The organism is Pontiella sp., from assembly GCF_041622395.1.
GTDB lineage: Bacteria > Verrucomicrobiota > Kiritimatiellia > Kiritimatiellales > Pontiellaceae > Pontiella.
This window is the reverse complement of the sequence record NZ_JBFJYW010000318.1, coordinates 1-4,238: the sequence shown is the minus strand read 5'-3', so window position 1 is coordinate 4,238 and position 4,238 is coordinate 1. Positions and strand designations below refer to the sequence as shown.

Annotated in this window: 5 protein-coding genes and 1 tRNA gene; 4 read left to right on the top strand and 2 right to left on the bottom strand. The window is 57.8% G+C overall.

Annotated features, from left to right (window positions below; translation table 11 throughout):
* Positions 1–242 precede the first annotated feature (242 nt).
* Positions 243–330 (bottom strand) — tRNA-Leu (locus ABYO54_RS14700).
* 178 nt (positions 331–508) lie between these two features.
* Complete coding sequence (rlmD, locus tag ABYO54_RS14695) at positions 509–1,945, bottom strand: 23S rRNA (uracil(1939)-C(5))-methyltransferase RlmD (protein WP_372808994.1); 1,437 nt, start codon at positions 1,943–1,945, stop codon at positions 509–511.
* 124 nt (positions 1,946–2,069) lie between these two features.
* Between rlmD and ABYO54_RS14690 the strand changes: the two genes are divergently transcribed.
* The 4 genes from ABYO54_RS14690 to mazG form a co-directional block, all read left to right on the top strand.
* A complete protein-coding gene (locus ABYO54_RS14690; protein ID WP_372808993.1) occupies positions 2,070–2,462 on the top strand; it encodes a hypothetical protein in 393 nt (130 codons plus the stop codon).
* 71 nt (positions 2,463–2,533) lie between these two features.
* The gene (locus ABYO54_RS14685) at positions 2,534–3,040 is read left to right on the top strand and encodes a nitroreductase family protein (RefSeq protein WP_372808992.1); all 507 of its coding nucleotides are present in this window, start codon (positions 2,534–2,536) and stop codon (positions 3,038–3,040) included.
* Between the two features lie 74 nt (positions 3,041–3,114).
* Complete coding sequence (gene trxA / locus ABYO54_RS14680; protein WP_372808991.1) at positions 3,115–3,435, top strand: thioredoxin; 321 nt, start codon at positions 3,115–3,117, stop codon at positions 3,433–3,435.
* Between the two features lie 63 nt (positions 3,436–3,498).
* Positions 3,499–4,238 (top strand): nucleoside triphosphate pyrophosphohydrolase (gene mazG, locus ABYO54_RS14675; protein ID WP_372808990.1); only part of this gene is annotated, 740 nt, incomplete at its 3' end.

Below are 4,238 nucleotides of genomic sequence, written 5' to 3'. Positions count from 1 at the left end.
TTCTGTTGCATGTTGATGCCGATGGTCTTGGTGCCTTTTCCTGCCGGGTTTGTAGCCATGATGATCTCCTGTCTTACTTGTTGAATGTTTACGACTTTAAATTTGTTTCATGCGGGTGACGAGAAAAATAAGCATTGATTCGCGGCAATAAAACGATGCGCATGCGTATTGGGTGACGGGCCCTGGAGGACGCCCGCCACTGGTTTGGCCCCGGAATCAACGGTCGAATATGGAAGAAAAAGTGGTGCCCGGGGCCGGACTCGAACCGGCACAGCCGCAATGGCCGAGGGAGTTTAAGTCCCTTGTGTCTACCTATTTCACCACCTGGGCATTCGTGACGTTTTGCACCCGGCAGAGGCCGTGAGCCTATGGCGGGCGATAAAACGGAGCGGGTTTATAGCAGGCGGCCGGGGGGCTTGGCAACGCTTGAGATTCTTTTCGTTGGTTTCCGTGCTCCCTGTAGGGGGCCGCCCCATGCCGCGGCATGGGCTTGATGATGGAGGCGCCGCTACCGGCAGCGTTCGAAGCGGGCGACGCTCTCGACGTGGTTGGTCTGGGGGAACATGTCGATCGGTTGGCAGGAGACGAGCCTGTATTGTCCCTCTTCGCAGAACATTTGTCCGTCGCGCGCAAGCGAAGCGGGGTTGCAGCTGACGTAGACGATGACGGGCGGGGCGATCTCCAGGAGCATCTTGACGGCCTTGGGGTTCATGCCGGCGCGCGGCGGGTCGGTGATGACCACGTCGGGCGCGCCGAATTCGCGGAGCTCGGGTTCGATCTTCCTGAAGTCCTTCATGTCGAGCTGGATGAACTCGCAGTTGTCGACGTTGTGGCGCTTGGCGTTTTCGCGGGCATCGCGCACGGAGCTTTCGACGAGTTCGACGCCGAGCACCTTTTGGCAGTGCCCGGAGGCGAACAGGGTGATGGAGCCGGTACCGCAGAAGAGGTCGTAGACGAGGTCGGTCTCCTTCAGTTGGGCGGCCTTGAGGATTTCGTTGTAGAGTTTTTCGGCCTGGACGGTGTTGGTCTGGAAAAAGGAGTTGGCCGAGATGCGGTAGGTGTAGTCGCCCAGTCGGTCGGTAATGTAGCCGGGGCCGTAGAGCACGAATTCCTTTTCGCCGAAGGCCACGGTGTTCTTGGCGGAGGTGGTGTTGTTGACGAAGGTGGTCAGGCGGTCGCCAAGCGCATCTTTCAGGGCGACGCACAGTTGTTCCATCAATTCCGCTTGGTGGGTCGACGTGACGAGGTTGACCATGAACTCGCCCGTATGGCCGCCGTGGCGGACCACGAGATTGCGCAGCTCGCCGGTATGGGTGTGGGTGGAGTAGATCGGCAGCTCGTCGCGGTGCGCCAGGCAGAACTTGCGAACGGTGTTGAGCGTGATGTTCATCTCTTCGGTGGAGAGGTCGCAGTGGTCGATGTCGATCGCCTTGGAGAAGCAGCCGGGGGCGTGGAAGCCGACGGCGAAGTCGAGCGGCTTCGCGTGCGCTCCGGGCTCGATGCCCATTTCATCGGGCGTGAGGTAGCGCAGGTCGGTGAAGGAAAAATCCATCTTGTTGCGGTAGCCGAACAGGTTGGGGGCGGCGAGGGCGGGCTCGCATTCGATCTCTTTGAATCCGCCAAGGTGTTCGAGGGCATCCTGCACCTGCTTGCGTTTGAGACGGAGCTGTTCGGCGTAGTTCATGTGCTGCCATTTGCAACCGCCGCAGAGTCCGAAGTAGGGGCAGACCGGATCGATGCGGTGGGGCGATGGCTCGACGAGCTCGCACATGCGGGCGACCAGGTATTTTTTCTTTACCTTGAAAATCTCGGCTTTCACCGTGTCGCCGACTGCGGCCGGTCCCTGCACGAATATGGAAATGCCGTCCTCGAGCCGTCCGAAGCTCTGGTTTTTGTCGCCTAGGTCGATGATCTCGACCTCCACCATCTGTTTCTTTTTATACATGGCGCGGGAGAGTAGTGGAGCGGAGGTTTTGATGCAAAATGATTGTGGACAGAATCTTGGGTCGGGTGGATGATTCACGTGTTGAAACGGAGCGCGTACCGTGTGTCGTGATTTGAACAGTCCCATGGAAATGGTGAAACGCCTGCTATTTCTCCTCTATGTCCTCCTTTTCGTCGTCTACTTGTTTTCCTGCGTAATCGCTTTGGCCCGGCGCGGCGTGGGCGAGATCATTCTGGCGTGTTGCTCGTTGGTTGTGCTGGCCGGGTTGCGCCATGTCGGGTATCGCTGGTTGGATTTCGAGCGGCTATGCCACTCGTTTCCCGCCGGGTGCGCGAGGGATCGGATCCCCCGGGATATCCGCGCCGAAGTGGAGTTGCTCGTCCATGAATTCCATGCGCCGGGCACCGAATGGACCCGGCGGGTCGCCATCCGCCACCGGTTGGTGGAGCTGGAAAACGAGGTGCCGGAAATCGTCGACGCCTACGAAGAAGACCTCAAGTGCGTGCTTGCCGTCTGACTTTCCCGTGAAAACCCGTTGCGCAATCGGGGGGGGATTGTATCTTTGTGCCCAACGAAAGGAAATTTCAGATGGAAACGATCAAAGCCCTGATGACTCGCCGAAGCATCCGCACTTGGACCAACGAGCCCGTAACCCCGGAGGAACGCAAGATTATTTTGGAGGCCGCGATGAATGCGCCGTCGGCCGCCGATGCGCGACCGTGGCACTTCGTCACGTTGGATGATCCCGAGGTGATCCGTCAATTCACCGGAATGGGCGGCACCGAAATGCTGGCCGAATCGACCTTCATGGTCCTGGTGTGCTGCGATGTGTCGAAAGAGATCTATCCGGGGTTCTGGCCGCAGGACTGCTCGTGCGCCGCCCAGAATATGCAGCTCGCCGCCCACGATATCGGCATTGGTTGCGTTTGGATTGCGGTCCACCCGCTGGCGGAGCGCGAAGCGCTTTGCCGCAAGGTACTCGGAATCCCCGAGTCCATCGTTCCGTTTGCGCTGCTCGCGATGGGCGTCCCGAACGAAGTGCTGCCGCCGGAATACCGCTTCGACGAAGCACGGCTCCATTCCAACAAATGGTAGCGGTTTGGTATTTAATTTTTGAACGCAACATGGAATGATCCGTCTGATTTCAAAAATAACACTGGAGAAAAAACATGGCAGAAGGCGTAATTGAACTGAGCGGCAGTAACTATGAAGAGTCCACCAAGGGTGGCGTTGTTCTGGTTGACTTCTGGGCACCTTGGTGCGGACCTTGCAAAATGCAGACTCCAATCCTCGAGAAAGTTGCGGCGGAAGTGGGCGAAAAGGCCATCATCGCCAAGGTTAATGTCGATGAAAACCCGGAGCTGGCGGCCAAATACGGCATCCGTTCCATTCCGACGCTGATCCTGCTCAAGGATGGCGAAAACAAACAGCAGTTTGTCGGTCTTCAGCAGCAGGCCGCGCTGGTTTCGGCCATTACGGCTCAACAGTAGGATCGGTGATCCTAAGCGAAAAGGCACCTTCGAGGTGCCTTTTTTTTATTGGAGGCGCAGGATATGGCAAAGGCAGGCGAGGGGATGGAACGGTTGTTGGCGGTGATGCGGAAGCTACGGGCCCCGGACGGATGTCCGTGGGATATCAAGCAGACGCATGAGTCGCTGAAGTCGGATTTGATCGAGGAGGCGTATGAGGTGATCGACGCGATCGAAAGCGGCGACCCTTCCGCGCTTGAAGAGGAGCTGGGCGACCTGCTGTTGCAGGTGGTGTTTCATGCGCAGATTTCGGCCGAAGCCGGCGAGTTTGATTTCGATCGGGTGGCCGAAGGGATTTCGGAAAAGCTGATCCGCCGGCATCCGCATGTTTTTGGTGAGGTGGAGGTTTCCAATGCGGACGAGGTGCTGCAAAATTGGGACGCCATCAAGAAGACCGAAAAACAGGGCGAGGGCGAAGCGCCGAAATCCATCGTTGCCGGTATTCCGAAACATTTGCCGGCGCTCCAGAAAGCGCATCAGATTCAGAAGCGCGCCGCCCGTGCCGGATTCGATTGGGACAACATCGACGATGTCTTTGCCAAGTTGCATGAAGAAATCGATGAAGTCAAAGAGGCCATCGGTCGGAAGCACGAGGAAGATACCCGCGACGAGCTCGGGGATTTGCTTTTCTCCGTGGTGAACGTCAGCCGCTTTCTGGGGCACAACCCGGAAGAACTGCTGAACCAAAACATCAAGAAATTTGTCCGCCGCTTCCAGTTGGTGGAGGACCAGGTGCATGCCTCCGGCATCGAGTTCAAGGATTT